This window comes from Streptomyces sp. ADMS (assembly GCF_033441795.1).
Taxonomy (GTDB): domain Bacteria; phylum Actinomycetota; class Actinomycetes; order Streptomycetales; family Streptomycetaceae; genus Streptomyces.
Genome location: NZ_JAVFVX010000028.1, coordinates 50,429 through 74,660 on the forward strand (window position 1 = coordinate 50,429; position 24,232 = coordinate 74,660).

Genomic DNA, 24,232 nt, shown 5'->3' on the forward strand with positions numbered 1-24,232 from the left:
GTACGCCGCTGTTCGTTGCCGCGAGAGCCGGCAACGGCCGTTCGGCCGGTCCCTCAGGGGACCGGCCGAACAGTGTTCCCTTCGTTCGTCAGCGCACCGCCGGTCCGTTCAGGAATCCGGCCAGTGTCCGCGTCAGGGTGTTGTGGGCCGCGGCCGCGAAGTGCGGGTCGAGGTGGTTCATGCCGACAGGGGTCATTTGCGCGGCTCCTCAGCGGGTTTGCCGCCTGCTGCCCGCCGTCAGGGCATGGACCAGCCGTTGTCGACAGCCGTGTCCGGGTTCCCTCGCCCGCCTCCGGCAGGTCACCGGCTCGCCGATCCCGTCGCCGACAGCCGGGCCCGGGCGCCGGCGCCCGTCCCTGCTCTGTCACGCACCCGGCCTACGAGGTCGGTGGCGGCCTCCGGCCACTCGGCGTGTTCGAAGGTGAAGCCTGCGTCGAGCAGCCGGCCGGGAACGACTCGGCGGCTCTTCAGCAGGAGTTCGGTGTCCGAGCGGAGCGCGAACGCGCCCAGCTCCGCCATCCACCGCGTCGCGGGCAGACCCACCGGTATGCCCCACGCGGCGCGCAGCGCGTGCATGAACTCCCGCTGGGGGAGAGGGCGGGGAGCGGCGAGGTTCACCGGCCCGGCGAGGTCCTCCCGGTCGGTCAGGAACTCGACGGCCCGTACGAAGTCGTGGTCGTGGATCCAGGACACGTACTGCGTGCCGCCCGCGACCGGGCCGCCGAGGCCGAGCCGGGCCAGGCGCAGCAGTACGTCGAGGACACCGCCGCGATCCGGGCTCATCACCATGGCGGTCCGCAGAGCGACCTTGCGCGTGGCGGGCGTCACCGCCTGTTCCTGGGCCTCTTCCCATGCCTTGGCGATCTCGACGCTGTAGGCCCAGTAGTCCGGTACGCCGGGTTCGGCGCCGCCGATGACGCCGGTCGCCTCGTCGTTGGGGGCGTCGAAGCGGTGGGCGTAGACGGTGGCGGTGCTCATCTGGAGCCAGAGGCGGGGAGGCCGCGCGGCGCCCGCGATCGCCTCGCCGACGACCCGGGCGGAGTGCACACGTGAGTCCATCATGGCCCGCAGGTTGACGGGGGTGTAGCGGCAGCTGACGCTGCGGCCCGCCAGGTTGATCACGACGTCGCTGCCGTCGACCGCCTCGGCCCAGCCTCCCAGGGTCTCGCCGTCCCAGCCGATCTCGCCCTCGCGCGTCGGCCGCCGGGTCAGAACGGTGACGTCGTGCCCGGCGGTGGTGAGCGCACGTTTCAGGACCGTACCCACCTGACCGGTTCCTCCGGGTATGACTATCCTCATGACTCCCCCTGTGGCTTGGAACGTGTCGCTGTGAGAGTAGCGCAAGTATTTGAACACGTTCAAAATTGACCTGCGAAGGTGCCGGGCGACCGCCCTGTCTCACCTGCCGGGCGATCTTCGTCGCATCCCCCCAGAAGGCGCTCCGGGGACCCGTGCCGGAAGAAGCGGGACCAGACGGCCGCGAAGACGGTCACGAGAAGGCGAGGATGACCTCGACAGGGGAGCCGGTGGAGGTCAGCCAGGTGCCGAGGGTGACCGGCGGCACGGCCCGGATCAGGACCCTGGCGACGGCCTGGCGTCTTCGCGGCCGGTGTTCGGGACCCGGCGGCCCGTCATCAGGATGACCGGGAAGCCCGTCAGGAAGGCGTAGAGCGCGGAGGCGCGGCCGTGGAACAGCTCCGTCACCGAGCCGGTCACCCCGCCGGAGGAGGGGCCGGGGCCGGCGCGGGCGTACATCCCGAACACGGCGAGGCCGCGCGCGAGGTCCACGCCGACCAGCCGGCCGACCGGCACGGGACGGGCGCTGCGTGGGGGCTGACAGGAAATGTGGGTTCGATACGAGTGCGGAGCGCGGAATTCGGCGGAAAAGCGCTCCGCGTCATGCTTCCTGACTGGAAAACCGCAGCCCAAAGAGGGTATCCGCCGCATGTCCGGCGGGCCCCCGCCGACCGGCCGGGGGTACCCCGGCGAACGGTTGATCAGTAGTTTGCGTACCTACCAGTGACGTTCGAGTCAGGGTGGGAGGATGAGGGCCGTCATGACTGCCGGGTGGGGTACACGCACGCTGCGGGCCGCGGTGTTCGCGGCCGTCTGTGTGCTGCTCGCCGCCCTCGGTCACGTGCTGATGTCCGGTTCCACCGTCGCCTGGTGGACGCTGGCCGCCGGGGCCGTGGTCATGGGCGGCGCAGGCTGGGGCCTGACCGGCCGCGAGCGCGGATTTCCGCTGGTCGTGGGCGTGGTGGTGGTCGCGCAGGGCGCGCTCCACTCGGCGTTCTCGTTCACACAGGGTGCCACTGGTTCCGCCGGCCTGTCGATGGAATCCATGGACATGACCCTCACCGGTACCGACATGGGCACCGGCGTGGGCATGGGGCACATGGCCCACGGCGGACACGGCAGCCACGGTATCGACGTGCTGTCGTCCTCGTACGGCATGCTCGCCGCGCACACACTCGCCGCGCTGCTGTGCGGTCTGTGGCTGGCCTGCGGTGAGCGGGCCGCGTTCCGAATCCTGCGGGCGGTGGCAGGCCGGCTGGCCGCTCCGCTTCGGCTGGTGCTCGCGCTGCCCGCGACGCCGGACCGCCCCCGTCTGCGCCCGCGGCGCGGCCGCTCGGACCTGGCGCCGCGGCTGCTTCCGCTCGTCCACGCGATCACTTCCCGGGGCCCGCCGGCGGGGACCGCTGTCGTCTGAGACAGCTGGTTCCCCGAGGGCGCTCCAGGTGGCGCCGACGCGTCGACGTCGGCCTCCGCGGACGCCTCGGGCCTCGGCCGTACCCACCCATGCGTACGGCCGCCCTTCCTCTGCCGGTAGTGGCGTGCCTCCACGCATCGCGCACTGCACTGCATCGCTCTGTCGCGCCTCGCCTCGCATCGCGCTTCGTGGGCCGCTCTGCCGGATCCGGATGATCCGAGAAGGACACCAGGTGATCACTCCTGCACTGCCCGCCTCCACCCTCCCGACCCGCCCGCTGGACGAGTCGATAACCGCCTGGGCGCTCGCGGCCCGTGGTGGCGACCCGGCCGCCGTCGAACGATTCGTCGGTGCCCTGCACCGCGATGTGGTGCGGTACGTCGCCCATCTGTCCGCCGATCCGCAGGCCGCCGACGACCTCGCCCAGGACACGTTCCTGCGGGCGCTCGCCAGCCTGCACCGGTTCGAGGGGCGCTCCTCGGCCCGCACCTGGCTCATGGCCATCGCGCGGCGCGCGGTGATCGACAGCTTCCGCCACGCCGCGGCCCGGCCCCGGCTGTACGACGCCGAGGACTGGCGGCTGACCGCCGAACTGGCCCAGCCGCGCGGGCTGCCCGGCTTCGACGACGGGGTCGCGCTCCTCGATCTGCTGGCCGCGCTGCCCGACGAGCGGCGCGAGGCGTTCGTCCTCACGCAGCTGATGGGGCTGCCCTACGCGGAGGCGGCCGAGGTCAGCGACTGCCCCGTGGGGACGGTCCGTTCGCGTGTGGCCCGGGCCCGGGAGACCCTAGTCGACCTGCTCACCCAGGCCGAGGCCCGGACGGAACCGACGGCGAATCCGGAGCCGGCGGTTCTGGCGGCCTGACAGGCGGACGCGGCAGGAGAGTCAGTTCTTCACGTCCCCCCCTCTCCTCGCCAGCCTCCTCCGGCAGCAGCCCGTACAGCGCCTCGCGCTCCTCGGGGCCGATGCGATCGAGACCCGAGTTGATCGTGTCGGCCAGGGCCGGCGAGACCTCAGTGAAGAGGCGCCGGCCCTTGTCGGTGAGGGCAACCTCGACGCCCCGCTTGTCGCCGCACACCGAGCGCCGGGTGACCAGCCCGGTATGCGAGAGGCAGGCGATCTGATAGGTGAGCCGGGTCTTGGGGCGGCCGAGCAGCTCCGCGATCCGGGTCATCCGCAGCCCGTCGTCGGGCCGGTCCGCGAGCAGGCACAGCACCAGGAACTCGTCATGGGAGACCCCGAGCGACTCCTTGAGGACGGGGCCGAGTCGCTGCTCGATCGCCCCGGTCGCGGCCAGCAGGACCATCCACGCCCGTAGCTCCACCGGGAGCAGCCCGTCCTTCTGTGCGGCGGGGCAGTCGGGCAGGAGCGCGGGGTCTTCGGAAGGGGCGGCCATGCCGCCGATTCTACCGGTTGTCCAATTTTGTACGACGGGGTTGTTCATATTTGGATTACAGGCTAGCGTGGCGTCCATTCGCTACGTCATCCAAATTTGGATGACTATCCCTGTATGCGTGGAGACACTCATGACCGTCGCCGTAGAGACCGGCCTGTGGCAGCTCGACCGGACCGCGACCACCATCGCCGTCAGTCACAAGACGATGTGGGGCATGGTCACTGTGAAGGGTTCCTTCGCCGTCGTCGACGGTCAGGGCGAGGTGCGGCCCGACGGCTCCGCCACCGGCACCGTGACCCTGGACCCCGCCTCCCTGGACACCAAGCACGCCAAGCGGGACAAGCACCTGCACGGAGCCGACTTCTTCGACGCCGAGAACCACCCCGAGATCACCTTCGCGGTGCGCGGCGCGGAACTCCGCGACGGCGACACCGTTCACGTCACCGGCCAGCTGACCGTGCGCGGCATCAGCCGCCCCACGACCCTGACGGCGCGCCTCGCCCGGGCGAACGCCGACGCGGTCTCCCTGGAGGCCGAGTTCACCGTGGACCGGGACCAGTTCGGCATGGGCTGGAACCAGATGGGCATGATGAAGGGCCTCACGACGGTCAGGGCCACGCTCTGCTTCGTCCGTACGAAGACGGCCTGAGCGTCACTTTGACGGCCGCGCGCCCGGCAGCCGGATGTCCATGCTCGACAACGTGTCCGGCGACGCCGTGAAGACGCGCAGCCGGATGCGCGTACCCGGTCGGCGGCCCACCCGGAACACCGGTCCGGGCGGCCGGAGCCGGTGGACGGCGCTCGCGTGCGCGGGCAGTACGGCCGGCCCCTGGACCACCTTCCACCACCGGGTCGTGCCCTGACCGGTGGTGAGTGTGAAGTGGGGTGCGAGGGCGCTGTCGTCACCGGCCGCCCAGGTACGTGGCTCGCTGACGACGAAGTACGTGTTGATCAGCAGGCATACGGCGGCCGTCGTACCGGCGATCCGCAGCACCACCCCGGTGGCCGGCCGGGCGCCCGGCTCGCCCCGGCGCGCGGCGTAGATCCCGGCCGGCAGGAACGGCACGAGGAACCAAGGCAGTTGCTGGGCCGCACAGGCCGTGCCCAGACAGGCCGCCCGCTGGCAGCCTGCGTCCACACCGCGCGCGTACCGACACTGCGCGCGTACCGACGAACAGGCTGACGGTCGCGAGCGGCGTCAGGACACGATGCCACTGCGCGGGGGCGTCGGCCTCCGGTACGGCCACCGGGGGCGGGTGCCGCGGCGGGCCGCTCTTCGCCGTGATGTCAGACGCTGTTTCTGCCAAGTGCACGACACCGGAACGTAATCGTGCCCGGTGTGCCGCCCGCGCCGGCAGGTGCAAAGTCCGGTGTGAGGCCGGTAGGGACGTCCTGCAGTACGCAATCGTGGCGGTTTGTCCGGTCAGGGTGGCTCAGTAGACGTCCCGTACGTAACGCTTCGCCGCCGAGAGCTGCTTCACGTACACACCCGCCTCGTCCTCGCTCAGGCCGCCGTGCGCCACCGCGATGTCCCGCAGTGCCCGGTCCACGTCCTTGGCCATGCGCGAGGCGTCGCCGCAGACGTAGAAGTGGGCGCCCTCCTGGAGCCAGTGCCACAGTTCGGGGCCGTGCTCGCGCATCCGGTCCTGCACGTACACCTTGTTGCGCTGGTCGCGGGAGAACGCGGTGTCCAGGCGGCTCAGTGTGCCCTCGGCGACCAGGCCGGCCAGCTCGCCCTCGTAGTAGAAGTCGGTGGCGCGGTGCTGCTCGCCGAAGAACAGCCAGTTCGGCGCCGCGTGCCCGAGAGCCCGCCGCTCCTCCAGGAACCCCACGAACGGCGCCACCCCGGTGCCCGGCCCGACCATCACCATCGGCGTCGAGGCGTCCGCCGGGGGACGGAAGTGAGGCGAGCGCTGCACGAAGACGGGCACCGCCGTGTCCGGCCCGGCGTCGGCCAGGAAGGGCGAGCAGACTCCGCCGCGCGGCCGGCCGTGCAGGTTCTCGTACCTCACCACGGACACCGTCAGCGACACCCGCGCCGGGTCGACGAGCGGGCTCGACGATATGGAGTACAGGCGGGGCTGAAGCCGCCGCAGCACCTCCACCCACTCCTGTGCGGACGCCCGCACCCCGTACTCGGCGACCACGTCGACGGCCTGCCGCCCCCACGACCAGCTGGCCAGCCCGTCCTTGTTGTCGGACCGCATCAGCTTCTTCAACTCACGGTTGTCCCGCGCCCGTTCGGAGACGAAGCGCAACAGGTCGGGCGTGATCCGGGTGATGTCGAGCTGTCCGTGCAGCGCATCGGAGAGCGAGAAATCACCAACTCCGTCCACCGACACGCCGGTTGACGCGTCCAGTCCGGTCGCGGCCAGCCATTCGTCCACCAGGGACGTGGAGTTGACGGGCCGCACGCCGAGCGCGTCACCCGCTTCGTACGTCAGTGCCGTACCGCTGGTGTCGAAGGTGAACCGGCGCACTTCCTTGGTCGCGCCGGGCAGGCTGAGCAGCCGGTTGCCGACGAGCCGGGCGGGCGTGGGGGCGGGCCTGACGGTCCGGACGGCGGGAGCGGAAACCGTGTCAGCCCTACTGCCCGGCTGCTGTTCCTGCGGGAAACTCGGCTCCTGCTCCTGCTCCTGCCCTTGCTCGGTTTTCGTCTCCAGTACGTCGAGCACCTGATCGAGCCACGCGTCGGCAGACGGCTCGAAGTCGGGCTCGCAGTCGGTGCGCGGCGCGATCCGCACCGCCCCCAACTCATCCAGCCGCGCGTCCAGTCGGCGCCCGTGCCCGCAGAAGTCGTCGTACGAGGAGTCGCCCAGCGCGAGGACGGCGTACCGCACGCCGTCCAGCCGCGGTGCCTGCTCACCGGAGAGCGTGTCCCAGAAGCCGGTGCCGTTGTCGGGTGCGTCGCCGTCGCCGAACGTACTGGTGATGAAGAGGAGATCGGCACTGCGCGCGAGGGCGGTCACATCGGCCTCGTCCATGCCGACGAGCCTCGCCCGGTGACCGCCGGCGGTCAGCCGGTCGGCGGTCGCGCCGGCGATCTCCTCGGCGTTGCCGGTCTGCGAGGCCCACAGCACGACGACTTCGCGCCCGTCGACCTCGACCCCGACACCGACCCGCTCCCGTGGCGGGGTGTCCACGGCCCGGGAGTACATGCCGGCGAGCATCCCGTTCACCCAGTCGGCGTGCTCGGCACTGAAAGGCGCGGAGGCGGGCAGCACGGGAATCCCCACGGCACCGGTGGGCAGCCCGGCCAGGAAGCCCGAGAGGTACTGGCGCTCCTGGGCGCTGAGGACGGGCGGCGGAGCGGGCGTGAAGGCCAACGCCGGTACCGCGACCGGGACTTGCGGGAGAGTGGCCGGCGGGGCTGCAGGGCGCTGCACCTGCGACTCGGGGCGGTGCACCCTGACCAAGGACACCGCGCACACCTTGAACTCCGGCTGCAGGGACAGCGGATCGACCGCGTCACTCGTCACCGCGTTGATGCTGAGGTACTCACCGAAGAGGTCGTTCCAGTGGAAGGGCGCGAAGACGCACCCCGGCCGCACCCGGTCCGTGACGACCGCCGGCAGCACGGCCCGCCCGCGACGCGAGGCGACCTCGACCGAGTCACCGTCCACGACCCCCAACTCCCGCGCGTCCTCGGGGTGCACCTCCACGAACGGCCCGGAGTTCAGCTTGTTGAGCCTGGCGACCTTTCCCGTCTTGGTCAGGGTGTGCCACTGGTGCTGCACGCGCCCGGTGTTCAGGACGAACGGGAAGTCGTCGTCGGGCAGTTCGGCGGCGGGCAGATACGGCCGGCCGTGGAAGACACCACGCCCACTGGCCGTGGGGAAGCGCAGCCCCTCGTCCCCTTCCCTGTAGCGAATGGGGTTGCGAGCGGGCCCGTCCGCCGAGGAGGCCGGCCACTGCACGGGAGTCTCCCGCAGCCGCTCGTAGGTGACCCCGCGAAGATCCCAGCCGGTCTTCGGGTTCCATGCCCGCTTGAGCTCCTCGAACACGTCCTCGGCACTCTCGTACGCGAACCCCTCGAACCCCATCGCGTGTGCGACGGCCGCGATGATCCGCCAGTCGGCCATGGCGTCGCCGGGCGGGTCCACGGCCGCCTGGGCGAGAGTGAGACTGCGCTCGCTGTTGACGAGGACGCCCTCCGCCTCGGTCCACATCGCGCCGGGCAGGACGACATCGGCGTACGCGTTGGTCTCGGTCTCGGCGAAGACGTCCTGGGTGACGACGAACTCGGCGGCCTCCAGGCCCTCGATGACCGTACGGCGGTTGGCGACCGAGGCGACCGGGTTGGTGCAGATGATCCAGCAGGCCTTGATGTGACCCTCGGCCATCCGCCGGAACATCTCGATCGTGCCGTGCCCGGCGCCGTCCTTGCGGAGCGTGCCGGCCGGCAGCTCCCACAGGTCCTCGACGAACGCCCGCTCCTCGTCCACGAGCACCGACCGCTGCCCGGGAAGCCCCGGCCCCATGTACCCCATCTCCCGGCCGCCCATGGCGTTGGGCTGCCCGGTGAGGGAGAACGGCCCGCTGCCCGGGCGGCAGATCGCGCCGGTGGCGAGATGCAAGTTGACCAGGGCGTTCGTGTTCCAGGTGCCGTGTGTTGACTGGTTGAGCCCCATGGTCCAGCAGCTCATCCACTCACCGGACGCACTGGCTTCACCGATGATCCGCGCGGCCTCCCGGATGTCGTCCTCGGGGATGCCGGTGATCGCGGAGACGGCGTCCGGCGGATAGTCGGCGAGGAAGCCCGGCATCTCCTCCCAGCCCTCGGTGTGGGCGGCGATGAACTCCTGGTCCGTGTACCCGTCGGCGTGCAGGAGATGGAGCAGACCGTTGAGGAAGGCCAGATCCGTACCGGGCCTGATCTGCAAAAACAGATCCGCCTTGGCGGCGGTGGCGGTACGCCGCGGGTCGACCACGATGAGCCTGGCCCCGGCCTTCACCCGCTCCATCATCCGCAGATACAGGATCGGATGGCAGTCGGCCATGTTCGACCCGATGACGAGGAAGGCGTCGGCGTGGTCGAAGTCGTCGTACGAGCCGGGCGGGCCGTCCGCGCCCAGCGACAGCTTGTATCCGGTGCCGGCGCTCGCCATGCACAGGCGGGAGTTCGACTCGATCTGGTTCGTGCCCACGAACCCCTTGGCCAGCTTGTTCGCCAGGTACTGGGCCTCGAGCCCCATCTGCCCGGAGACATAGAAGGCGACGGCGTCCGGCCCGTGCTCGTCGACGATCGCCCGCAGTCGCCGCGCGGTCTCGGCTATCGCGTCCGCGACGGGCGCGGGCACCAGCTCCTCGCCCCGGTCGTCCAGACCGTCCCGGACCAGTGCGGTGGTCAGCCGGCCGGGCGCGCTGAGCATGTCGGCGGTGGTCGCGCCCTTGGTGCACAGCCGCCCGGCGTTCGCGGGGTGTGCCTTGTCCCCGGACGCCTTGAAGACCGTACGCCGTCCGTCGGGCCCGAGCCCGACGTCCAGCACGAGTCCGCAGCCCACCCCGCAGTACGAGCACACGGTCCGTACCTGCGTGGTCGTGGGGGTCGTGGTCACGTGCTGCCCTTCTCCGCTTTCCTCTGTCTGTCTTTCTCGGTCTGTCGTCGTCTGGTCGTCATACCGGGCCTGCTACCGAAGAGCGTACGAATTGCCCGTTACGCCGATGTCACGTGATCCGATCATGAGCGGTTACGCCCGCTGCACAGCCGGAGTGTCAGTGCTGTGAGGTACGTATAGGTGTTCGGATATTTCTCACACAGGGGGTCGCTGAGCGTGTCGTATTGGGCCGATCGGGTGACCATGAGTAAGAATTGGCTGATGCAGACAGTCATTGCGAGCCAGGGCGGAGTGGGTCGATGAACAGCCACGATGTCACCGACGAACAGTGGGAGGGGCTCGCCCAGGTCGTACCGCTGAGAGGCCGGGACGCCTGGCCGTCCGCGGTGGGCCACCGGTCGGTACCCGAGGCGGAGACCGAGGCCAGGCGCCGTTTCGTCGTCCTGCGCGTCAATGTCTTCGCGGACGCCCGCGAGGTCGCCGAGACGCTGATGGCCGGCATCCCGGTGCTCCTCGACCTGACCGGCGCCGAGGCGGACACCGCCAAACGGGTCCTCGATTTCAGCACGGGCGTCGTCTTCGGCCTCGCGAGCGGGATGCACCGGGTCGACCGGAACGTGTTCCTTCTCACCCCGCCCGGCACGGAGGTCGGCGGACTCATGGGCGGGGCCGGGGTGCCGGGGAACTGAGAGCGGTCTCACGACGAGATCCGGCGGTCCCCCGTTCGTAGGAAGGTGCGGCGGACGGAACGGTTCGCCTCGGGAGCGGAGCCCTACGGTCCGGATATGACTCCGTCACTGTCCTTACCGACCTCCCCGGCCGTCGCGGTCCCGACCGCGGCGCGTCCCGACCTGCCCAGCGTCACCGAGCTGAGGCTGTCCGCCTACGCGGGGCACCGCCGGGCCGGTTTCCGGCTCGGGCGGCTCACCCTTCTCGCCGGACCGAGCGGCAGCGGCAAGACGACCGCACTGAGGGCGTACGAGTCGCTGGCCCGCCTCGGCTCCGGCGCCGCCGTCGGGGAGGCGTTCCAGGACCCGGCGGCCTGCGTGCCGGAACGCGCCCGCCCCGATGCCCAGCGTCGGCGCGGCTTCCGCATCGGCTGTACGGCGGACGGTCCCGAGGGTCCCGTACGACTCGACGTCGCCGTACAGGCCGAGCCCGAACTGCGCATCGTGGGCGAGCGGTTGAGCGCGGACGGGGTGGTCCTGCTGGAGACGGCGCTGCGCGATCCCAGCCGGCCCTTCGTCCAGGCCGCCTGGCACACCGCCGGTTCGGAGTCGGTCACCCGCGCCCCGATGCCGGACGACCGGCTCGGCACGGCCCTGCTGCCGCTGCGGGTGGCCGGGAAGACGGACGGGCAGCGCCAGGTCATCGCCGCCGCTGAACAGATGGTGCTCGCGCTGCGATCCGTCTTCGCCTGCGACCCACGGCCCGGCCAGATGCGGGCCGCCGTCCCGATGGGCAGTGGGCGCCTGCTGCCGGGCTGCGGCAACCTGGCCGAGGTCCTCCGGCGCACCCGGACCGAATGCGCCATCCGCCACGGGCTGTTGACCGCCGCCGTCCGCGAGGGCTGCGCGGGCCCGGTCACGGACGTACGGGCCGACCAGGTCGCCGACGGTCGCCTCCGGGCCGTGCTCGACCGGGGCGACGGTCTCCTCACCCACTTCGGCAGGCTGGGCGACGGCGAGTTGAGGTACGCGGGCCTGGCACTGGTGCTGCTGACCGGCCCCGGTGTACTGACGGTCGACCAGCCCGGAGAGGTGCCCGACGCCCTCCAGGTGCTCACCGTCCTGGCCGACGGCTTCGACCGGGCCCTGGACGTACGGCAGCGCGAGCAACTCCTGCGACTGGCGGCGCGTATGTGCGACCGCGGGCACATCCGGCTCCTCGGTGCGGTGAGCGACGCGACCTGGGCGGAGGGGGTGGCGGGAGTGACGGTGGTACACGTCAACCACCCGGGCGCTGATTAGAGCGCCGGGCTTGCACAACGGGCATCACCCGGCGGTGCCACTGCGTTTGCGTCCAGTCCCGCCCCGGCCGTCTGGTTTCCGGGGTGGGGCTGGGGCCGTTGGCGGGGCCCCGCGTCGCCACAACTCCCACGCGCGGGCGCGGATGTATGCGGGAGCCGTTCCGGTCTGCGTGATCAACGAATCCGCAGTTCAGGCACGCGAACCCGCACAGGCGTCGGCAGTAGCTTCACCTGCACCACCAGCTGCACACCCGCGACGCCACCCGGCCGCCCCCGCCCCCACATTCGAACACCGCACATTCCCCCGGATTCCAGCCCGGCCACTCCCGGTACTCCGCGCCGGACGTTGGCGCGGTGGCCCGCACCGCCGGGCCCAGGACGTGATCTCCACCCCGGCGCATACACCTGGGGTTCCTCGCGAGATCCTTGCTGAGGCCAACAGTGCAGACCTGTGCTCCAGCGCGGGTCAGAGCGGTCCAGAGAAGCGATTCCTCCCGATCCAAAGGCGCGGGGTTTTTTGCTCGATCACACTGAAGCCGTGACAGAACAGGAATACCGCGAGCACGGCGAAGGCGGCGGCGACGGCCTGGACGTGGCGAAACTCCAGCGCAGGCTGGCCGACTTCGCGGCGGCACGGAACTGGCAGCCGTTCCACACCCCCAAGAACCTCGCCACCGCGCTCAGTGTGGAGGCGTCCGAACTGGTCGAGATCTTCCAGTGGTTGACGCCGGAGGAGTCGGCGCGGGTGATGGACGACCCGGACGCCGCCCACCGCGTGACGGACGAGGTCGCGGATGTGCTCGCGTATCTGCTCCAACTGTGCGAGGTGCTCGGGATTGACGCGCTGACGGCCCTCGACGCGAAGATCGACCGCAACGAACAGAGGTTCCCGGCGCCGGATTAGCGCCGGATCGGAGTCGTCCTGGGGAAGAAATCCGTCCGTAATCACTCTGTGTAGTCAAAATGCGGTCTGTTCTTGATTTGTTGTCCACAGATTTCCGCCTTCCTCTGGCTTTTCGTCCCACAGCACTTCACTCTGGGTAGTGGACGGCAGGGTTCGGGCGGACGTGCGAGAAGCGCACAGGGGCAGACGGGGGCAGCGCATGGATGCGGTGCGGCTCATCCTGACGAGCAGACGCGCCCTCGCGAGCAGCGACGGTGCGCCGGAGACCCTGGCGGAGGTGTGGCAGGTACAGGCCCTCGCGCAGGCGATAGGCAGCCGCCTCGCAGTCACCGGACCCCCCGAACTGCGGGGCGAGGCACTGGGGCTGACCGAACTGGCGGGCCGGGGCTGCGGTGTGCTGGACGAACCGCGCCTCGCCGCCAGCGCCTTACGCGCGGCCCAGCTCACGGAGCTGGGCGACGCCCGCCAGGCCCTCCTCTGCCTCGGCAACCTCCTGGGCGAGGCCGGCATCGCCCTGGTCGGCATCGCCAGCGCGGCGGACGACGAGACGACGTACTGGCAATGCATGGAATCGATCGACGCGGCGGACGAGTCCCGCGACCGAGTCCTGGAGATGCTCCGCAAGCTGGCGGCCAGGGAGGCGGCGGGGGGAGCGGAGAGGGTGGCCGGCTAGGCGCTCCGCGGTCGGGGTGCGTGGTTGGTTCGGCGCGGGCCCGGTGGGGGCTGATCGCGAAGTTGCCCGCGCGCCTTTCGGGGCGCGTTCCGCGCCCGGATCCCAGGGGGCCGAGCCTTGCAGCTCGGCCCGGGTGGTCCTCAGCCCGTCGGCGTTCGAGGACGAGGCCGTCCAGACCGGACGGGGGTCTGAGGGCGAGCCTTCCAACAGGGGCCTGCCTCAACAGGCCTCAACCGGCCTCAGACTCCTCAACCGGCCTCAGACTCCTCGGCGGGCGTCGGCGACACCCCGCCGACTGAAGGTCATGGCCCAGCGCGGACAGATCCGCGTTCAGTGCGGCCATCAGCTCCTCCATCTGCCGCAGCAGCCCCTTCGGCTGTGCGGGCCCCGCCTGCTGCGGTACGACTTCCTCGGACAACGACGGCCTCCTCGGCCCCTGGCTCCCGAAGGAGCCGACGCCGGTGCGCCCCGGAACGAGTGAGCCGGCAATCGAACTGGCCGGCTGGTCGATGCCGCCGCGGGCGCCGGTCGGGCGGCTCCGCCGAGCCAACGATCATCGCTGTAGGGGGTCACTGGCGCGGAGCCGCACCTCACGCGCGGTTGACGGTTTTTCACCCGGCCGGGGAGGCGCGGGGCAGGGGACGCCGGTGGGGTTGACCGGTGTTCGACCGTGCAGGATGGAGGCATGGATCTACGCATCTTCACCGAACCCCAGCAAGGCGCGACCTACGACACCCTGCTCGCCGTGGCGAAGGCCACCGAGGACCTGGGTTTTGACGCGTTCTTCCGCTCCGACCACTATCTCCACATGGGCGACGTGGACGGCCTGCCCGGACCCACCGACGCCTGGATCACCCTTGCCGGACTCGCCCGTGAGACCAACCGCATCCGGCTCGGCACCCTGATGACGGCCGCCACCTTCCGCCTCCCCGGCGTCCTCGCCATCCAGGTCGCGCAGGTCGACCAGATGTCCGGCGGCCGGGTCGAACTCGGTCTGGGCGCGGGCTGGTTCGAGGAGGAGCACAAGGCGTACGGCATCCCGTTCCCGCAGGAGAAGTTCGCCCGTCTCGAAGAGCAGCTGGCGATCGTCACCGGCCTGTGGGGGACCAAGCCCGGTGAAACGTTCAGCCACCACGGCACGCACTACGACCTCACCGACTCACCGGCCCTCCCCAAGCCCGCGCAGGCGAAGATCCCCGTACTCATCGGCGGCCACGGTGCGGCCCGTACCCCGCGGCTGACCGCGCAGTACGCCGACGAGTTCAACCTGCCGTTCGGCTCGGTCGAGGACACCGAACTCAAGTTCGGACGGGTGCGTGCGGCGGCCGAGCGGGCCGGCCGCAAGGCCGACGACCTGACGTACTCCAACGCGCTCGTGGTCTGCGTGGGCAAGGACGACCAGGAACTGGCCCGCCGCGCCGCCGCGATCGGCCGCGAGGTCGACGAACTGAAGAGCAACGGACTGGCGGGCTCCCCGGCCGAGGTCGTGGACAAGATCGGCCGGTACGCGGAGATCGGCTCCCAGCGGATGTACCTCCAGATCCTCGACCTCGACGACCTGGACCACCTGGAGCTGATCTCCTCGCAGGTGCAGTCGCAGCTGTCGTAACTCCGGCGCGCGCCTGCGCGTACCCCGTCGAACGTCCCTCTCCCGGTCGCGACGGGGTACGCCCGGATCGTGCTGCGCCGGCCACCGCCAGCGGCCCCGGTCCGGCGCCCTGGTCCGGCGCACCGCACGTCCGCCGTCGGCACCCGCCCGTCCACCGGATACGCGGCGGCCGTCGAGCCCACGCACGTGCTTGGTGGCCGACGGGCGGTCATGTCTGTGGTTCTGACCGCTCAGGCTGTGGCGCTCCGGGACAAGGGACTCACCATCCGGCAGATTCAGCCTCACCTCGCCTACAGGACGGCTGACGGCAAGAGTCGCAACCTCTCTGTGGGCGCCATCTCCCAGGCTTTCCAGGCGCACGACGACGAGTGGGTTTCTCTGAGCACCTCAGGACCCCTGCCGACATGGCAGGGGTCCTCTGTCGTACTCGGGTAATCCAGTACCGCTACGGGCCCGTACGCACAGATACTCGACTCGTGTTCCTGACGATCTCCACCAACGGCAATGAGCAGAACCCGGCTACTGACCTGGGGTTCTTGCTCCACAAGCACCCTGACAACCCATTCTCGGTCAATCTGTCCTACGGCACCGCGCACGTCCTCTATCCCGAGGCGTCCGCCGAGCGTTGCACGGCCGCGCTGCTGCTGGAGGTCGACGCGGTGGCGCTGGTCCGGCGCGGCAAGGGCAAGGGGCGTGGCGGCGCACCGGACGCGGCACTCGCGCAGTACGTCAACGACCGCCCGTACGCGGCCTCCTCGCTGCTCGCGGTCGCACTCAGTGCCGTGTTCAGCAGCGCGATGAAGGGCCAGTGCCGGGCGAAGCCCGAACTCCCTGACCAGGTGCGTCCGTTGCGCGTCGAGGTGCCCGCGGTGCCGGCTCGGGGCGGTGCCGGTCTCGTACGGAACCTCTTCGAGCCGCTCGGCTGGACGGTGACGGCCGAACCGGTCGCGCTGGACGCGGAGTTCCCGGACTGGGGTGACTCCCGGTATGTGCGCCTCCGCCTGGAGTCGGAGACGCTGACCCTCGCCGAGGCGCTGCGTCACCTGTACGTCCTGCTGCCGGTTCTCGACGACGCCAAGCACTACTGGGTCGCGTCCGACGAGGTCGACAAGCTGCTGCGGGCCGGCGACGGCTGGCTGCCCGCGCACCCGGAACAGAAGCTGATCACCAGCCGTTATCTGTCCCGGCGTTGGTCGCTGACCCGCGAGGCGATGGAGCGACTGGAACTGGTCCGGCTGGCCGAGGCCGACGACAGCGAGGTCGAGGAGATCGACAACGCGGTCGAGGAGGAGACGGAGGCGGAGGAGAAGCCGACTCCGCTCGCCGTACAGCGCCGGGACGCGATCGTCGCGGCGCTCCAGGCTTCCGGAGCCGCCCGGGTGCTCGATCTCGGGTGCGGGCAGGGCCAGTTGGTGCAGGCGCTGCTCAAGGACCCGGGGTTCGCCGAGATCGTCGGTGTGGACGTGTCTATGCGCGCGCTCACCATCGCCTCGCGGCGGCTGAGGCTGGACCGGATGGGGGAGCGTCAGGCGGGGCGAGTCAAACTGCTCCAGGGTTCGCTCGCCTACACCGACAAGCGGCTCAAGGGGTACGACGCCGCCGTACTGTGCGAGGTCGTGGAGCACCTCGACCTGCCGCGCCTGCCCGCTCTGGAGTACGCGGTGTTCGGCGCGGCCCGCCCCCGCACGGTTCTCGTGACGACACCGAACGTCGAGTACAACGTCCGCTGGGAATCCCTCCCGGCCGGCCACAGCCGCCACAGCGACCACCGCTTCGAGTGGACGCGGGAGGAGTTCCGCACCTGGGCGGGCGCGGTGGCCGAACGGCACGGGTACGAGGCGGAGTTCGTGGCTGTCGGGGCGGACGACCCGGAGGTGGGGGCGCCGACCCAGATGGCAGTCTTCACGAGGAGGACCGAGACCGGAGCCGAGACCGCGAGCGAGGAGAAGGAGGCGAAGGCCGCATGAGCACCGTCGAGAAGATCGCCGAGAACAACGTCGAGAGCAAGGGACGTGTGCTGCCCGTCACCGATCTGTCCCTGGTCGTTCTGATCGGAGCGTCCGGTTCGGGCAAGTCCACCTTCGCCCGACGGCACTTCAAGCCGACCGAGATCATCTCGTCGGACTTCTGCCGAGGCCTGGTCGCCGACGACGAGAACGACCAGAGCGCCAGCGGAGACGCCTTCGACGTTCTGCACTACATCGCCGGCAAACGACTCGCCGCGGGACGCCGTACGGTCGTCGACGCGACCAGCGTCCAGGAGGGCAGCCGGAAGCAGCTGATCGAGCTGGCGCGGCAGTACGACGTCCTGCCCATCGCCATCGTCCTCGACGTGCCCGACGACGTGTGCGCCGAACGCAACGCCTCCCGCACCGACCGGGCCGACATGCCGCGCCGGGTCATACACCGCCACATCCGCGAACTCCGCCGCTCCCTCCGCCACCTGGAGCGCGAGGGATTCCGTAAGGTGCACATCCTGCGCGGTGTGCCGGAGATCGAGGGCGCCGAGGTCCGCACCGAGAAACGCTTCAACGACCTGACCCACCTCACCGGCCCGTTCGACATCATCGGCGACATCCACGGCTGCGCGGCCGAACTGGAGTCCCTGCTGGGCAAACTGGGCTATGTGGACGGCGTGCACCCGGGTGGCCGTACCGCCGTCTTCGTGGGCGACCTCGTCGACCGCGGCCCGGACAGCCCGAACGTGCTGCGTCGCGTGATGTCCATGGTCGGATCGGGCAACGCGCTGTGCGTGCCCGGCAACCACGAGAACAAGTACGGCCGTCACCTCAAGGGCCGCAAGGTCCAGCACACCCACGGCCTCGCCGAGACCATCGAGCAGATGACGGGCGAGAGCGACGGATTCCGCGCCCAGGTACGGGAGTTCATCGACGGGCTCGTCAGTCACTACGTCCTGGACGGCGGGCGCCTGGTCGTCTGCCACGCCGGTCTGCCCGAGAAGTACCACGGCCGTACGTCGGGCCGGGTGCGCTCGCACGCCCTGTACGGCGAGACGACCGGGGAGACCGACGAGTTCGGCCTGCCGGTGCGCTACCCGTGGGCGGAGGACTACCGGGGCCGGGCGGCCGTGGTGTACGGCCACACACCGGTTCCGGAGGCGAGCTGGCTGAACAACACCATCTGCCTCGACACCGGTGCCGTTTTCGGCGGCAAACTGACCGCGCTGCGCTGGCCGGAGCGGGAACTGGTCGACGTACCGGCGGAGCAGGTCTGGTACGAGCCGGTGAGGCCGCTGCGGTCGGAGGCGCCGGGCGGGCACGACGGCCGGCCGCTGGATCTGGCGGACGTCCACGGCCGCCGGGTGGTGGAGACACGCCACGCGGGCCGGATCACGGTCCGGGAGGAGAACGCGGCGGCTGCCCTGGAGGTCATGAGCCGTTTCGCGGTGGACCCGCGTCTGCTGCCGTACCTGCCGCCGACGATGGCTCCGACGGCCACGTCCCGGGTGGAGGGCTACCTTGAGCACCCGGCGGAGGCGTTCGAGCAGTACCGGGCGGACGGGGTCGAGCGGGTCGTGTGCGAGGAGAAGCACATGGGTTCGCGGGCGGTGGTGCTGGTGTGCCGCGACGCGGAGACGGCTCGGAAGCGGTTCGGTGCCGACGGTGGCGGAGGCGTCGGTGACGGTCCGACGGGGGCGCTGTACACGCGTACCGGGCGGCCGTTCGTCGACGACCCGGCGGTGGCAGAGGAGATCCTCGGCCGGGTGCGTGTGGCGGCGGACGCGGCGGGTCTGTGGGAGGAGCTGGACACCGACTGGCTGCTGCTGGACGCCGAGTTGATGCCGTGGTCGCTGAAGGCGGCCGGGCTGCTGCGGTCGCAGTACGCCGCGGTGGGTGCAGCCTCCGGGGCGGTGTTCCCGGGCGCGCTGGCCGCGCTGGAGGGCGCGGTGGCGCGAGGGGTCGACGTAGGGGACCTGCTGGCACGCCAGCGTGAACGGGCGTCGGACGCCTCGGCGTTCACGGCGGCCTACCGGCGCTACTGCTGGCCGACTGACGGGCTGGAGGGGGTGCGTCTGGCCCCCTTCCAGGTCCTGGCGACCGAGAGGCGCAGTCTGGCGGGGCTGCCGCACGACGAGCAACTCGCCCTGCTGGACCGGCTGGTGGAGCACGACGGTTCGGGTCTGCTGCAGACGACTCGCCGGCTGTACGTCGACACGGCGGACCCGGAGTCGGTGCGGGCGGGCGTGGACTGGTGGCTGGAGATGACCGGGCGTGGCGGCGAGGGCATGGTGGTGAAGCCGTTGGGCGGGGTGGTGCGCGATGAGAAGGGGCGGCTGGTGCAGCCCGGCATCAAGTGCCGGGGGCGTGAGTACCTGCGGATCATCTACGGTCCGGAGTACACCCGGCCGGAGAACCTCGCGCGGCTGCGGGGGCGGTTCCTGAACCACAAGCGGTCGCTGGCGATCAGGGAGTACGCGCTGGGGCTGGAGGCGCTGGACCGGTTGGCGGAGGGGGAGCCGTTGTGGCGGGTGCATGAGGCGGTGTTCGGGGTGCTGGCGCTCGAGTCCGAGCCGGTGGATCCGCGGCTGTAGGGGGGGGTTCGCCCCCGCCGCGCCTACCCGTCCCATCCCGTTCCTGGGGCTGCGTCCCCAGCCCTCCGCTCCGGCCCTGAACGGGCCTTGTCCGCAAACTCCCCCAGAGGGGGATCCTCGGACGGGCTGGACGGTGCCGGCCGGCGCCGAGGGGTGTGGCCCCCGCTGCAGCTGCAGCGGGGGCGGGTGGATGGGAAGGAAGCTCGGGCTGAAGGGGCTTCGTCCTCAGACGCCGGAGGGGCTGAACAACAGCCCCTCCGGCGTCTGACGCCCCCTCGTCAGCCCACCAGCCGCAGGCGCTCCCCGCACACGCCCAACCGCACTGTCTGCCCCCACGTCAACTGCACAGCGTCCCCCTCCATCCCGTCCCCGAACGCCACCAGCCGCTCCGACTCCACCGTGAGCCGAAGCCCCGACCCCGCCGCCAGCTCGCCCGCCACCAAGGACGTCCCCGTGACCGGCGAAGGCCACGCCTCCCTTACGAACCACAGCAGGCGGTCGTCGGTGGGGCGGGGCAGGGACAGGGTCCCGCCCCGCTCCTGCCACACCGACCGCAACCACCCACTCGCCCCGGTCCCCGTTCCCACCAGCACTCCGGACGAGGCCTGGGCCTCGACGGCACCCCTGTCGTCGTCGAGGCCCAGGCGGTACCGGACCGTCTGGTGGCCGGGTGCCCCCAGGTAGATCTCGTTGAGGGCGACCAGCCGCTGCGTGTCGTCCGCGACCGCCTCGACCATGGTGAGTTCGTCGACGCCGGCGTACCGCGCGAGCACCGCGGGCAGCAGTTCCGCCACGTCCCCCGGCCGGTGCCGCACCAGCACCCCGGGATTGCGCCCGGGATCGGTGTCGACGCCCAGAACCGGCTGCCCGGTGAGGTACTTGGCGACATTCGCCACCAGCCCGTCCTGCCCGACCACGACGACCACGTCCTCGGGCGCGAAGAGGAAACGGTCCAGGTCGGCCCGCTCCACCTGTGCCTGACGCCATGTCAGGGGGATTGCCGACGTCACCTCCGCCATGGACCGGCCGGTGCGGCGGTGGCGGTCGGCGACCTCCTCGATGTCCCGTCCGCGGGAGCGCAGAAAGTAGGCGGCCTGGCCGTGCGTTCCGTGCCGGGCCACCAACTCCTCGTACTCCGTGGTGCGGTGGACGAGGACGGCCCGCGGAGCGAGGCTCACTCCTGCGCTCCGCCCAGTCTGGCGAGCAGGCCGGTCAGTACGTCCGGTGACACCGTCACGCTGTCGATCCGGGGCAGGTTCTCGGCGATCCGGGTGCCCGTCAGGGCGTGCAGCATCGCCACATCCGCGTCGGCGTGGGCGCGCAGCCACGCCGCCTGGGCCTGGGCCCGCGCCTCGCCCACCCCGCGCACGCTCGTGGCCTCCGCCTCTGCCAGCCGTACCACCCGCGCTGCCTCCGCGTCCGCCCGTACCGCGTCGGCCGCCGCGTACTCCTCGGCTTCCCGGCGGGCGTTCGTACCCCGCTGGTCGACCAACTGCTCTTCTCTCCGGGCGAGTTCGATCTGGCTGGCCAGTTCGTTCTCGGCGATGGCCCGCTCGCGTTCGACGGCCACCGCACGGCGTTCGTACGTCGCCCGGTCGGCCTCCTGCTGGATCTGTTCGCGGGCGGGAGTCCGCAGCGCCCGCTCCACCTCGGGCTCCGGCCGCAGTGCCACCACCCGTACGGCCACGACCTCGATGCCCGTGGCCGGCAGGCGTGGCTCGGCGGCCAGCCCCGCCGCGACCCGTTCCCGCACCGACGCCACCCCGTCGACCAGGGCGGACGACAGTGACGTACGGGCCAGGACGTCCAGGGCGTGCTGCTGGGCCGTCTCCGTCAGCAGTGTCGCCAGCTGTTCCAGGGGCGCGCTCCGCCAGACGCCTGTGTCCGGGTCGACGGAGAAGTCGAGGCGGGCGGCGGCCAGAGCGGGGTCGCTGATGCGGTAGGTGACGGTCGCCTGGACCGACACGTCCTGGAAGTCGGCCGTACGGGCGTGGAAGGTCATAGCCAACTCCCGGTCGTCGACCGGGACTTCGGAGAGCGTGGCGGTCAGGGCGCGGAACCAGAAGCTGAGCCCGGGACCGTCGTGCGCCAGTCGGCCGGAGCGGTGGTGGCGGATGTGGGCCGTGGGTGTGCCGCGCAGATGGCGCCAGCCGAGGCGCCGGGTGATGTCGGCCATGTGCCTGTCGTCCATCCCCTCGTCCGGTGCGGGAGCGTCTGCCCGCAGGCACTCCCCGCACCACTTGTCGTCATGTAGACGATATTTGGTTCACCTACTTATCGTCAAGGGGACGAGATGAGGGGGTGGGGTGGTGAGGGTTGTCGCACATATCTGCCGACCAGCGGGTGAACGCGGTGCGGAGTGGTCAGGATGGAGGCATGGGATTCCATGTCGACTCCGAGGCCGGGCGGCTGCGCCGCGTCATCCTGCACCGGCCGGATCTAGAGCTCAAAAGGCTCACCCCCAGCAACAAGGACGCCCTCCTCTTCGACGACGTCCTGTGGGTGCGCCGCGCGCGCGCCGAGCACGACGGCTTCGCCGACGTCCTGCGCGACCGGGGCGTCGTCGTCCACCTCTTCGGCGACCTGCTCATCGAGGCCCTGGCGATCCCGGCGGCCCGCACCCTCGTACTGGACCGTGTCTTCGACGAGAAGGAGTACGGTCCGCTCGCCACCGACCATCTCCGGGCCGCCTTCGAGACCCTGCCCGCCGCAGAGCTGGCCGAGTTGCTCATCGGCGGCATCACCAAGCGGGAGTTCCTGGCCGCGCACGCGGAACCGGCCTCGGTCCGCTTTCATGTCATGGACCTGGACGACTTCCTCCTCGGCCCCCTCCCCAACCATCTCTTCACCCGTGACACCTCGGCCTGGATCTACGACGGAGTCTCCATCAACGCGATGCGCTGGCCGGCGCGCCAGCGGGAGACCGTGCACTTCGAGGCGATCTACCGGCATCACCCCCTCTTCCGTGACGAAACCTTCCGCCTCTGGTCGGAGGGGCAGGCGGACTACCCCTCCACCATCGAGGGCGGGGACGTTCTCGTCATCGGCAACGGCGCCGTACTCATCGGCATGAGCGAACGCACCACGCCCCAGGCGGTCGAGATGCTCGCCCACAAGCTCTTCGCCGCCGGTTCGGCCGAGACGATCGTGGCGCTCGACATGCCCAAGCGGCGCGCGTTCATGCACCTCGACACCGTGATGACGATGGTCGACGGCGACACCTTCACCCAGTACGCCGGACTCGGCATGCTCCGCTCGTACACGATCGAACCGGGCGTCGGAGACAAGGAGCTGAAGGTCACCGACCATCCGCCGGAGCACATGCACCGGGCGATCGCCGCCGCGCTCGGACTGAGCGAGATCCGTGTCCTGACCGCGACGCAGGACGTGCATGCGGCGGAGCGTGAGCAGTGGGACGACGGCTGCAACGTCCTCGCCGTCGAGCCGGGTGTGGTCGTCGCATACGAGCGCAACGCGACCACGAACACGCATCTGCGCAAGCAGGGTCTTGAGGTCATAGAGATCCCGGGCAGTGAGCTGGGGCGGGGGAGGGGCGGTCCGCGCTGTATGAGCTGCCCGGTGGAACGGGATGCGGTGATGTAGACAGCCCTTCGGGAGGGCTCGTCCCCGTGAGGCTGGAGAACCTGGTGAGACTCGAAAATCTGACCGCATAGAAATGTAATGAGTCGTATAGACTTCCATTCGTCTATGTCATGTACGTCCTGCCGCATCACTTGGAGCGCCCCCATGGCGACTGTCCCGACCGCCCTCGCCGGGCGTCACTTCCTCAAGGAGCTGGACTTCACCGAGGAGGAGTTCCGTGGACTGCTCGGCCTCGCCGCCGAGCTCAAGGCGGCGAAGAAGGCCGGGACCGAGACGCGGTATCTGGCGGGGAAGAACATCGCGCTGGTCTTCGAGAAGACCTCGACGCGTACGCGCTGCGCGTTCGAGGTCGCGGCGGCGGATCAGGGCGCCTCGACGACGTACCTCGACCCGTCGGGCTCGCAGATGGGGCACAAGGAGTCCGTGAAGGACACCGCACGGGTGCTCGGGCGGATGTACGACGGGATCGAGTTCCGGGGTGACAGCCAGGCGGCGGTGGAGGAGCTGGCCGCGTACGCGGGTGTGCCGGTGTTCAACGGTCTGACCGACGACTGGCACCCGACCCAGATGCTGGCCGACGTCCTGACGATGACCGAGCACAGCGACAAGCCGTTGGAGGAGATCGCCTTCGCCTACCTCGGCGACGCGCGCTTCAACATGGGGAACTCGTATCTGATCACCGGCGCGCTGCTCGGTATGGACGTACGGATCGTCGCACCGCGGGCGTACTGGCCCGCCGAGGACGTCGTCGCCGACGCGCGGAAGCTGGCGGAGGCGAGCGGGGCGCGGGTCACGCTGACGGAGACGGTGTCGGAGGGGGTGCGGGGCGCCGACTTCGTTGCCACCGATGTGTGGGTGTCGATGGGGGAGCCGAAGGAGGTGTGGGCCGAGCGGATCGAGGCGTTGTCGGCGTATGCCGTGACGATGGACGTGCTGCGTGCGACGGGGAACGCGGACGTGAAGTTCCTGCACTGTCTGCCGGCGTTCCATGATCTCGGTACGAAGGTCGGGCGCGAGATTCACGAGACGTACGGTCGGGAGTCGCTGGAGGTCACGGACGAGGTGTTCGAGTCGGCGCACTCCGTCGTCTTCGACGAGGCGGAGAATCGGCTGCACACGATCAAGGCGGTGCTTGTCGCCACGCTGGCGTGAGGGGTTTTCCCGCCCCCACCGCCCGTGTCTGTCCCATCCTGTCCCTGGGGCTGCGCCCCCAAACCCCCCTGCGCCCCCAAACCCCCCTGCGCCCCCAAACCCCCC

General features: G+C 70.6%; 19 protein-coding genes and 1 pseudogene. 12 read left to right on the forward strand and 8 right to left on the reverse strand.

Annotated features, from left to right (window positions below; genetic code table 11):
• Window positions 1-300: 300 nt before the first annotated feature.
• Together RB628_RS14930 and RB628_RS14935 are read right to left on the reverse strand one after the other, a co-directional pair.
• On the reverse strand, window positions 301-1,299 hold the full coding sequence (locus RB628_RS14930; protein WP_318320892.1) for a TIGR01777 family oxidoreductase: 999 nt from the start codon (window positions 1,297-1,299) through the stop codon (window positions 301-303).
• Between the two features lie 273 nt (window positions 1,300-1,572).
• Window positions 1,573-1,812 carry a hypothetical protein gene (locus RB628_RS14935; RefSeq protein WP_318320893.1) on the reverse strand — a complete coding sequence of 80 codons (240 nt, stop codon included), beginning with the start codon at window positions 1,810-1,812 and terminating at the stop codon, window positions 1,573-1,575.
• Window positions 1,813-2,056: 244 nt separating this feature from the next.
• On the opposite strand from RB628_RS14935, the gene RB628_RS14940 reads away from it, so the two are divergent.
• Together RB628_RS14940 and RB628_RS14945 are read left to right on the forward strand one after the other, a co-directional pair.
• Window positions 2,057-2,710 (forward strand): hypothetical protein, encoded by a 654-nt coding sequence (locus RB628_RS14940; protein ID WP_318320894.1) that lies wholly within the window; start codon window positions 2,057-2,059, stop codon window positions 2,708-2,710.
• 232 nt (window positions 2,711-2,942) lie between these two features.
• Window positions 2,943-3,575: a sigma-70 family RNA polymerase sigma factor gene (locus RB628_RS14945; RefSeq protein ID WP_318320895.1), complete on the forward strand. Its 633-nt coding sequence runs from the start codon at window positions 2,943-2,945 to the stop codon at window positions 3,573-3,575.
• 46 nt (window positions 3,576-3,621) lie between these two features.
• Here RB628_RS14945 and RB628_RS14950 read toward each other — a convergent pair.
• Window positions 3,622-4,107, reverse strand: a pseudogene (locus RB628_RS14950) (MarR family winged helix-turn-helix transcriptional regulator); the annotation flags it as partial.
• Between the two features lie 130 nt (window positions 4,108-4,237).
• Between RB628_RS14950 and RB628_RS14955 the strand changes: the two are divergent.
• Window positions 4,238-4,756 carry a YceI family protein gene (locus RB628_RS14955; RefSeq protein ID WP_318320897.1) on the forward strand — a complete coding sequence of 173 codons (519 nt, stop codon included), beginning with the start codon at window positions 4,238-4,240 and terminating at the stop codon, window positions 4,754-4,756.
• Between the two features lie 3 nt (window positions 4,757-4,759).
• Here RB628_RS14955 and RB628_RS14960 read toward each other — a convergent pair whose 3' ends face one another.
• The gene (locus tag RB628_RS14960; RefSeq protein WP_318320898.1) at window positions 4,760-5,245 is read right to left on the reverse strand and encodes a hypothetical protein; all 486 of its coding nucleotides are present in this window, start codon (window positions 5,243-5,245) and stop codon (window positions 4,760-4,762) included.
• 295 nt (window positions 5,246-5,540) lie between these two features.
• Window positions 5,541-9,665 carry a bifunctional nitrate reductase/sulfite reductase flavoprotein subunit alpha gene (locus RB628_RS14965; protein ID WP_318320899.1) on the reverse strand — a complete coding sequence of 1,375 codons (4,125 nt, stop codon included), beginning with the start codon at window positions 9,663-9,665 and terminating at the stop codon, window positions 5,541-5,543.
• A gap of 299 nt (window positions 9,666-9,964) precedes the next feature.
• Here RB628_RS14965 and RB628_RS14970 point away from each other — a divergent pair, with 299 nt between their 5' ends.
• From RB628_RS14970 to RB628_RS14985, 4 genes are all read left to right on the forward strand, one after another.
• The gene (locus tag RB628_RS14970) at window positions 9,965-10,354 is read left to right on the forward strand and encodes a cell division protein SepF (protein WP_318320900.1); all 390 of its coding nucleotides are present in this window, start codon (window positions 9,965-9,967) and stop codon (window positions 10,352-10,354) included.
• 96 nt (window positions 10,355-10,450) lie between these two features.
• Window positions 10,451-11,635 (forward strand): ATP-binding protein, encoded by a 1,185-nt coding sequence (locus tag RB628_RS14975; RefSeq protein ID WP_318320901.1) that lies wholly within the window; start codon window positions 10,451-10,453, stop codon window positions 11,633-11,635.
• 537 nt (window positions 11,636-12,172) lie between these two features.
• Window positions 12,173-12,538, forward strand: a complete 366-nt coding sequence (locus tag RB628_RS14980) for a nucleotide pyrophosphohydrolase (RefSeq protein WP_318320902.1) — start codon at window positions 12,173-12,175, stop codon at window positions 12,536-12,538.
• A 199-nt stretch (window positions 12,539-12,737) separates the two neighbouring features.
• Window positions 12,738-13,211: a DUF6099 family protein gene (locus RB628_RS14985; RefSeq protein WP_318320903.1), complete on the forward strand. Its 474-nt coding sequence runs from the start codon at window positions 12,738-12,740 to the stop codon at window positions 13,209-13,211.
• A gap of 229 nt (window positions 13,212-13,440) precedes the next feature.
• On the opposite strand, the gene RB628_RS14990 is transcribed toward RB628_RS14985, so the two are convergent.
• Window positions 13,441-13,629, reverse strand: coding sequence for a hypothetical protein (locus RB628_RS14990; RefSeq protein WP_318320904.1), 189 nt, complete (start codon window positions 13,627-13,629; stop codon window positions 13,441-13,443).
• A 267-nt stretch (window positions 13,630-13,896) separates the two neighbouring features.
• Between RB628_RS14990 and RB628_RS14995 the strand changes: the two genes are divergently transcribed.
• The 3 genes from RB628_RS14995 (at window position 13,897) to RB628_RS15005 (ending at window position 19,372) form a co-directional block, all read left to right on the forward strand.
• Window positions 13,897-14,820 carry an LLM class F420-dependent oxidoreductase gene (locus RB628_RS14995; RefSeq protein WP_318320905.1) on the forward strand — a complete coding sequence of 308 codons (924 nt, stop codon included), beginning with the start codon at window positions 13,897-13,899 and terminating at the stop codon, window positions 14,818-14,820.
• A 476-nt stretch (window positions 14,821-15,296) separates the two neighbouring features.
• Window positions 15,297-16,787, forward strand: a complete 1,491-nt coding sequence (locus RB628_RS15000) for a 3' terminal RNA ribose 2'-O-methyltransferase Hen1 (protein WP_318320906.1) — start codon at window positions 15,297-15,299, stop codon at window positions 16,785-16,787.
• A complete protein-coding gene (locus RB628_RS15005) occupies window positions 16,784-19,372 on the forward strand; it encodes a polynucleotide kinase-phosphatase (RefSeq protein ID WP_318320907.1) in 2,589 nt (862 codons plus the stop codon). The genes RB628_RS15000 and RB628_RS15005 overlap by 4 nt, the downstream gene beginning before the upstream one ends.
• A gap of 278 nt (window positions 19,373-19,650) precedes the next feature.
• Here the strand turns inward: RB628_RS15005 and RB628_RS15010 are convergent, their stop codons facing one another.
• Window positions 19,651-20,550 (reverse strand): hypothetical protein, encoded by a 900-nt coding sequence (locus tag RB628_RS15010; RefSeq protein WP_318320908.1) that lies wholly within the window; start codon window positions 20,548-20,550, stop codon window positions 19,651-19,653.
• Window positions 20,547-21,548 carry an SPFH domain-containing protein gene (locus RB628_RS15015; protein ID WP_318320909.1) on the reverse strand — a complete coding sequence of 334 codons (1,002 nt, stop codon included), beginning with the start codon at window positions 21,546-21,548 and terminating at the stop codon, window positions 20,547-20,549. Before RB628_RS15015 ends, RB628_RS15010 begins: the two co-directional genes overlap by 4 nt.
• Window positions 21,549-21,748: 200 nt before the next feature.
• On the opposite strand from RB628_RS15015, the gene RB628_RS15020 reads away from it, so the two are divergent.
• Together RB628_RS15020 and argF are read left to right on the forward strand one after the other, a co-directional pair.
• Window positions 21,749-22,975, forward strand: a complete 1,227-nt coding sequence (locus tag RB628_RS15020; protein ID WP_318320910.1) for an arginine deiminase — start codon at window positions 21,749-21,751, stop codon at window positions 22,973-22,975.
• A gap of 144 nt (window positions 22,976-23,119) precedes the next feature.
• A complete protein-coding gene (gene argF, locus RB628_RS15025) occupies window positions 23,120-24,127 on the forward strand; it encodes an ornithine carbamoyltransferase (RefSeq protein ID WP_318320911.1) in 1,008 nt (335 codons plus the stop codon).
• Window positions 24,128-24,232 lie beyond the last annotated feature (105 nt).

Bases quoted from the DNA above. Each gene is read 5' to 3' on its own strand.
- RB628_RS14930 (WP_318320892.1), bottom strand. From the start codon at position 1,299: ATGAGGATAGTCATACCCGGAGGAACCGGTCAGGTGGGTACGGTCCTG.
- RB628_RS14940 (WP_318320894.1), top strand. From the start codon at position 2,057: ATGACTGCCGGGTGGGGTACACGCACGCTGCGGGCCGCGGTGTTCGCG.
- RB628_RS14955 (WP_318320897.1), top strand. From the start codon at position 4,238: ATGACCGTCGCCGTAGAGACCGGCCTGTGGCAGCTCGACCGGACCGCG.
- RB628_RS14970 (WP_318320900.1), top strand. From the start codon at position 9,965: ATGAACAGCCACGATGTCACCGACGAACAGTGGGAGGGGCTCGCCCAG.
- RB628_RS14975 (WP_318320901.1), top strand. From the start codon at position 10,451: ATGACTCCGTCACTGTCCTTACCGACCTCCCCGGCCGTCGCGGTCCCG.
- RB628_RS14985 (WP_318320903.1), top strand. From the start codon at position 12,738: ATGGATGCGGTGCGGCTCATCCTGACGAGCAGACGCGCCCTCGCGAGC.
- RB628_RS14995 (WP_318320905.1), top strand. From the start codon at position 13,897: ATGGATCTACGCATCTTCACCGAACCCCAGCAAGGCGCGACCTACGAC.
- RB628_RS15005 (WP_318320907.1), top strand. From the start codon at position 16,784: ATGAGCACCGTCGAGAAGATCGCCGAGAACAACGTCGAGAGCAAGGGA.
- RB628_RS15015 (WP_318320909.1), bottom strand. From the start codon at position 21,548: ATGGCCGACATCACCCGGCGCCTCGGCTGGCGCCATCTGCGCGGCACA.
- RB628_RS15020 (WP_318320910.1), top strand. From the start codon at position 21,749: ATGGGATTCCATGTCGACTCCGAGGCCGGGCGGCTGCGCCGCGTCATC.
- argF (WP_318320911.1), top strand. From the start codon at position 23,120: ATGGCGACTGTCCCGACCGCCCTCGCCGGGCGTCACTTCCTCAAGGAG.